The 6,180-nt window shown below is 70.3% G+C and carries 5 protein-coding genes; 4 read left to right on the top strand and 1 reads right to left on the bottom strand.

All coding sequences use genetic code 11. The features are described 5' to 3' along the window. Nucleotides 1-197 precede the first annotated feature (197 nt). On the bottom strand, nucleotides 198-1,208 hold the full coding sequence (locus ACLQ2W_RS33675; RefSeq protein WP_405091323.1) for a LacI family DNA-binding transcriptional regulator: 1,011 nt from the start codon (nucleotides 1,206-1,208) through the stop codon (nucleotides 198-200). 153 nt (nucleotides 1,209-1,361) lie between these two features. On the opposite strand from ACLQ2W_RS33675, the gene ACLQ2W_RS33670 reads away from it, so the two are divergent. The 4 genes from ACLQ2W_RS33670 to ACLQ2W_RS33655 are packed head-to-tail and all read left to right on the top strand — an operon-like array spanning nucleotide 1,362 to nucleotide 6,050. Continuing rightward, complete coding sequence (locus ACLQ2W_RS33670; RefSeq protein ID WP_425791910.1) at nucleotides 1,362-2,873, top strand: alpha-N-arabinofuranosidase; 1,512 nt, start codon at nucleotides 1,362-1,364, stop codon at nucleotides 2,871-2,873. 38 nt (nucleotides 2,874-2,911) lie between these two features. Next, nucleotides 2,912-4,246, top strand: a complete 1,335-nt coding sequence (locus ACLQ2W_RS33665) for an ABC transporter substrate-binding protein (RefSeq protein WP_425791908.1) — start codon at nucleotides 2,912-2,914, stop codon at nucleotides 4,244-4,246. A 6-nt stretch (nucleotides 4,247-4,252) separates the two neighbouring features. Further along, nucleotides 4,253-5,215 (top strand): carbohydrate ABC transporter permease, encoded by a 963-nt coding sequence (locus tag ACLQ2W_RS33660; protein ID WP_425791906.1) that lies wholly within the window; start codon nucleotides 4,253-4,255, stop codon nucleotides 5,213-5,215. A gap of 10 nt (nucleotides 5,216-5,225) precedes the next feature. Beyond that, nucleotides 5,226-6,050, top strand: a complete 825-nt coding sequence (locus ACLQ2W_RS33655) for a carbohydrate ABC transporter permease (protein WP_357298273.1) — start codon at nucleotides 5,226-5,228, stop codon at nucleotides 6,048-6,050. Nucleotides 6,051-6,180: the final 130 nt, after the last annotated feature.

Raw genomic sequence — 6,180 nt, 5'->3', positions numbered from 1 at the left:
GCGCTACATCGCCCGAGACCTCTACCGACGCCTCGAAAACCCACCCCAACCACTTGACGCACCATAGGAGCGTCCCGACCCCACCCCACCCCGACCCCACCCCGACCCCGCCCCACCCCGCCCCACCCCCGCGATCTTGCACTTTGGGCCCCACCCATGGGGCAAATGTCCCGTATGCCGGGGCGGGAACTGCAAGATCAGCGAGGAGAGGGGGCGGATTCGCGGAGGGCCAGGCGGTGCGGGGCGACCAGTTCGCGGGGCGGGGCGTCGCGGTCGGCGGTGAGACGGCCGGCGAGCAGTTCGACCGCCAGGCGGGCGATGCGCTCCTTGTCCGGGGCGACCGTGCTCAGCGTGGGGATCGAGAACCGACCGTCCTCGATGTCGTCGAAGCCGGCGACCGCGACGTCCTCCGGCACGCGCAGGCCGGCCTCGTGCAACGCGCGCAGCGCGCCGAGCGCGAGCGTGTCGTTGAAGCAGAAGACGGCGTCGGGGCGTACCTCGGCGGTGAGCAGGTGCCGCATGGCGGCGGCGCCGTCCGCGCGGTGCCAGGCCGGCGCGGGCGCCACCAGGCTGTCGTCGTACTCGATGCCGGCCTCGGCCAGCGCGGTCGCGTAGCCGGCCAGGCGCAGCCGGGCGCTGGCGCCCTCGGGGGTGCGCTGGGAGCCGATGGCGGCGATCCGGCGGCGGCCGAGCCCGACCAGGTGGGCGGTGATCTCCCGGGCGGCGGCCACGTTGTCGATCATGACGTGGTCGGCGGGGCCGTGGTCGACGCGCTCGCCGAGCAGCACCATGGGCAGGCCGTCGAGGCTGGCGAGGTCGTCGGCGGTGAGCGCGAGCGGGCTGAGGATCAGCCCGTCGATCATGTGGTCGCCGATCCCGCTGGCGGCCTTGCGCTCCTGCTCCGGGCCGCCGCCGGTCTGGTCGATCAGCACCGTCCAGCCGTGCTCGGCGGCGGCGACGACCACGTGCCGGGCCAGCTCGGCGAAGTACGGGATGTCGAGCTCCGGGACGGCCAGCGCGATCACGCCGGTGCGCCCCTTGCGCAGGTTGCGGGCCGACAGGTTGGGCCGGTAGTGCAGCTCGGCGATGGCCTCCTCGACCCGGGCCCGGGTGTCGGCGCGCACGTGCTGGTAGCCGTTGACGACGTTCGAGACGGTCTTCACCGACACGCCGGCCCGCTCCGCCACGTCCTTGAGCCTGTGCCGCACTGGACTTCCCTCCCCGCTGAGCGCTCCGGCCGCACTCTACCGCGTCACGACGACGTAACGACCTCTTTACATTGCGGGTTACAACGTTGTAGAAACCAGGGGCACGGTGACCACGGTCACCGGGGAAACAGCTCCGACGGAAAGGTGGCATCCGTGCCGAACGCGCAGCTCACTGTCGACCCGGCGTTCCGGGTCGGTCCGGCCGACCGCCGGATCTTCGGCTCCTTCGTCGAGCACATGGGGCGGTGCGTGTACGGCGGGGTCTACGAACCGGGTCACCCGGACGCCGACCCGCGCGGCTTCCGTCGCGACGTGCTCGACCTGACCCGGGAGATGGGCGTCTCCGTGGTCCGCTACCCGGGTGGCAACTTCGTGTCCAGCTACCGCTGGGAGGACGGCGTCGGCCCGGCCGGTGACCGGCCGCGCCGGCTCGACCTGGCCTGGAAGACGATCGAGACCAACGCGTTCGGGCTGAACGAGTTCATGACCTGGGCCGCCGAAGCCGACGTCGAGCCGATGATGGCGGTCAACCTCGGCACGCGGGGCGTCGCCGAGGCCTGCGACCTGCTGGAGTACGCCAACCACCCGGGCGGCACCCAGCTCTCCGACCTGCGCCGCAAGCACGGCGCCGAGCAGCCGTACGGGGTGCGGCTGTGGTGCCTCGGCAACGAGATGGACGGCCCGTGGCAGGTCGGCCACAAGACCGCCGACGAGTACGGCCGCCTGGCCGCCGAGACCGCCCGCGCGATGAAGATGATCGACCCCTCGATCAGCCTGGTCGCCTGCGGCAGCTCCAACCGGAGCATGCCCACGTTCGCCGGGTGGGAGGCGACCGTGCTGGAGCACACCTACGAGCACGTCGACTACATCTCCGCCCACACCTACTACGACCCCTCCGACGGCGACCGGGCCAGCGTCCTCGCCTCCGCCGTCGACATGGACGCGTTCATCACCGAGGTGACCGCCACCGCCGACCACGTCGGCGCCAAGCTGCGGCAGAAGCGCAAGCTGAAGATCTCCTTCGACGAGTGGAACGTCTGGTACCAGTCGCGCCTCCAGGCCGACCTGGACCGGCGCGGCTGGGTGGAGGCGCCCGCCCTGATCGAGGACGACTACACCGCGGACGACGCGGTGGTGGTCGGCGACCTGCTGATCACGCTGCTCCGGCACGCCGACCGGGTCGGGGTGGCCTGCCAGGCCCAGCTCGCCAACGTGATCGCCCCGATCCGCACCCGGACCGGCGGCCCGGCCTGGCGGCAGAGCATCTTCCACCCGTTCGCGCTGACCGCCCGGTACGCGCGCGGCACCGTGCTGCGCACCGAGCCGGTCGGCCCGACGTACGAGACCAAGCGGTACGGCGACGTGCCGGTGCTGGACACCGTCGCCGTGCACGACGAGGAGACCGGCGAGCTGGCCGTCTTCGCGGTCAACCGGGGTCCGCAGGACCTCCCGCTCGACCTGGACCTGCGCGGCCTGCCGGGGCTGCGCGGGGAGGCGCACACCACGCTCGCGGCCGGGGACGACCCGGCCGCCACGAACACCGAGGCGGATCCCGAGCGGGTCACGCCCCGGGAGCTCACCACCCCCACTCTCGACGGCGGCCGCTGCACCGTGGCGCTCCCCGCCACCTCCTGGAACCTGCTGCGCTTCACGCCTCAGCAGTGACCGGCCCATACTCCACATCCGTCCCCCAAGGAGTTCCCATGATCCAGAACGAGTTGAGCCGGCGGCACCTGCTCGGCCTCGGCATCGGCCTCGGCGCGGCGGCCTCGCTGACCCTGGCCGGATGCGGTGGCGGCAGCAGCAGTCCCGACCGCGCCGGCTCGGCCGGCAACGGCGGCAAGGACTACACCGGCCCCAAGGTCGACCTGAAACTGTGGAACGGCTTCACCGGCGGCGACGGCGAGATCTTCAAGACGCTGGTCCAGCAGTTCAACAGCGAGCACCAGAACATCGCGGTCAGCGTGGTCACCTACGAGTGGGCGGACTACTACAGCAAGCTGCCCGGCGCGGTCTCCAGCGGCAGCGGGCCGGACATCGCGGTCATGCACATGGACCAGCTCGCCACGTTCGCCGCCCGCGGCACGATCAGCGAGCTGGACGACGTGGCCAAGACGCTGGAACTCAGCGAGGGCGACTTCGCCCCCACGGTGTGGAAGGGCGGGCTCTACAACGAGAAGCGGTACGGCATCCCGCTGGACATGCACCCGCTGGGCTTCTACTACAACAAGGCGGTCATGCAGAAGGCCGGCCTGGACCCGGAGAAGCCGCCGGCCACGAAGGACGAGTACACCGCCGCGCTGACCGAGCTGAAGAAGTCGGGCGTGCAGGGCTTCTGGGTCAGCCCGTTCCAGTTCACCGGCGGCATGACGTTCTACAGCCTGCTGCACCAGTGGGGCGGGAAGCTCTTCGACGACGAGGTGGCCAAGGCGACGTTCAACTCCGACCCGGCGGTCGAGGCGTGCACCTGGCTGGTCGACCTGATCAAGCAGGGCCACTCGCCGGCCAACGTCGGCCAGGACGCCGACTACCTGGCGTTCAAGAGCGGCAAGAACGCGTTCAACTGGAACGGCATCTGGCAGATCAACGACCTGAAGAAGAGCCCGAACGTGCAGTGGGGCGTGGCGCCGCTGCCCCAGATCGGCAGCCAGCAGGCCGCCTGGGCGAACTCGCACAACTTCACCATCGTCAAGCAGCGCTCGGCGAACGAGAACAAGGTCTCCGGCGCCAAGGTCTTCATAAACTGGCTCAGCCAGCACTCGCTGGACTGGGCCAAGGGCGGCCAGGTGCCGGCCCGTAAGGCGGTCCGGGAGAGCGCCGAGTTCAAGGCGCTCACCGAGGTCAACGCGCTCGCCCCGGAGCTGGAGTACGCGGCGTTCCCGCCGGCGACGCCGGGCCTCGGCGAGGTCATCCTGACGTTCTACAACTCCTTCAACGAGGCCGCGCTGAACAAGAAGTCGCCGAAGCAGGCGCTGGACGACGGCGTGGCCAAGGCCAACAAGCAGCTCGAGGACAACCGCAAGAAGTACGGAAACTGATCCGTCGTGGCGGACGTGATCGAGGTCGGGGCGGCGCGGAACGGCGCGTCGCCCCCGGCGGGGCGTACCCGGCGCCGGGGCGCGACGGAACGCGGCAACCGGTCGACGCCGTACCTCTTCCTCGCGCCGTACCTGGTCCTGTTCGGTGTCTTCGGGCTGGCGCCGATCCTGTTCGGCGCCTGGATCAGTCTGCACCAGTGGGACCTCCAGTTGCCCAACCGGCCGTTCATCGGGCTGGACAACTACCAGGATCTGTTCTCCAGTGACTCGGCCATCTACGGGGACTGGTGGTCCAGCGTCCGGGCAACAGGCATCTTCACGCTGTTCTCGGTGCCGCTGCTGGTGGTGATCCCGCTGGGGCTGGCGCTGCTGCTCAACCGCTCGTTCCCCGGCCGCACGTTCTTCCGGGCCGCGTTCTTCGCCCCGTACGTGCTGGGCGTGGCGGTGATCGGCCTGCTCTGGCGCTTCCTGCTGGACGCCAACCTGGGCCTGGTCAACCGGGTGCTCGGCGCGATCGGGCTCCCGTCGGACACGCCGTGGGTCACCGACGTGCCGTGGGCCTGGGTCTCCCTGGTCGGCGTGACGGTGTGGTGGACCTGCGGCTTCAACGCGGTGATCTACCTGGCCGGGCTCCAGGACATCGCGCCGGAGCTGTACGAGGCGGCGAAGGTCGACGGCGCCGGCGGATGGGATCGGTTCCGCCACGTGACGATCCCCGGCCTGCGCCCGGTCATGCTCTTCGTCCTCACCACCACGATCCTCGCCTCCGCGAACGTCTTCGGGCAGGCGTTCCTGATCACCCAGGGCGCGCCGGGCGAGCAGACCCGGACGGTGGTATGGCGGATCGTGGACGAGGGCCTGCGCGACTACGACGCCGGTCGGGCCGCCGCGATGAGCGTGTTCTTCGCGCTGATGCTGGCCGTGGTGAGCGTCGTCAACTTCCGGCTGTTCCGCTACCGGGAAGACTGAGGGGACGACCATGTCGAATGTGCGTCAGGTGGTGCGCTACGCCGTACTGCTCCTGATCACCGCGATCTTCGTGACCCCTCTGGTGTGGATGCTGTTGACGTCGGTGAAGACGTACGACGCCGCCCAGCAGGTCCCGCCGAGCTGGCTGCCGAACCCGTTCTCCACCTACGGCTACGACCAGATCCTGAACAACACCGCCAACCCGGTGCTGCGCTGGTTCCTCAACAGCATGCTGGCGGCCACCCTGCACACGCTGCTGGTGCTGGTCACCGCGTCGATGGCCGCGTTCGCGCTGGCCCGGATGCGGTTCCGGGGCCGCAAGGTGCTGTTCGCGCTGATCGTGGGCACGCTGTTCCTGCCGCCCACCTCGCTGATCATCCCGAACTTCATCATCGCCGAGAAGCTGAGCTGGATCGACACGCTGACCGTGGTGGTCGTGCCCGGCGCGGCGAGCGCGTTCGGGGTGTTCTTCCTGCGCCAGTTCTTCCTCTCCATCCCGGCCGAGCTGGAGGAGGCGGCGGTGCTGGACGGGGCGAACCAGTGGCAGATCTTCCGGCAGGTGCTGCTGCCGCTGTCGAAACCGGCCCTGGCCACGCTGGCGGTGTTGTCGTTCCTGACCAACTGGAACGACTTCCTCTGGCCGGTCTACGTGTTGTTCAGCCCCGAGCGGCTGACCCTGCCGGCGGGCCTGGGCCTGCTCCAGGGCGCGTACGTGACCGACTATCCGGTGATCATGGCGGGCGCGATGCTGGCCAGCGTACCGGTGCTGATCCTGTTCGTGTTCGCCCAGCGTCACGTCATCCAGGGCGTCTCCCGCAGCGGCCTGAAGGGATGACCGGCCGACCCACCAGGCGGCGGGGGGGGGGGGGGGGGGGGCCCCCCCCCCGCCCGACGGGCGAGGCGGGCGGGGTGGCGAGGCGGTCAGATGTCCGCCGGTGGAGACGGAGCGGGCGCCTTACCGCCCC

The organism is Micromonospora sp. DT227, assembly GCF_049841835.1.
Taxonomy (GTDB): Bacteria; Actinomycetota; Actinomycetes; order Mycobacteriales; family Micromonosporaceae; genus Micromonospora.
Note: the sequence above shows the minus strand (reverse complement) of the source record. Positions and strands in the feature narration are given on the sequence as shown.

Excerpts from the sequence above, each read along its gene's own strand:
- ACLQ2W_RS33665 (WP_425791908.1), top strand. The coding sequence starts at position 2,912 with ATGATCCAGAACGAGTTGAGCCGGCGGCACCTGCTCGGCCTCGGCATC.
- ACLQ2W_RS33655 (WP_357298273.1), top strand. The coding sequence starts at position 5,226 with ATGTCGAATGTGCGTCAGGTGGTGCGCTACGCCGTACTGCTCCTGATC.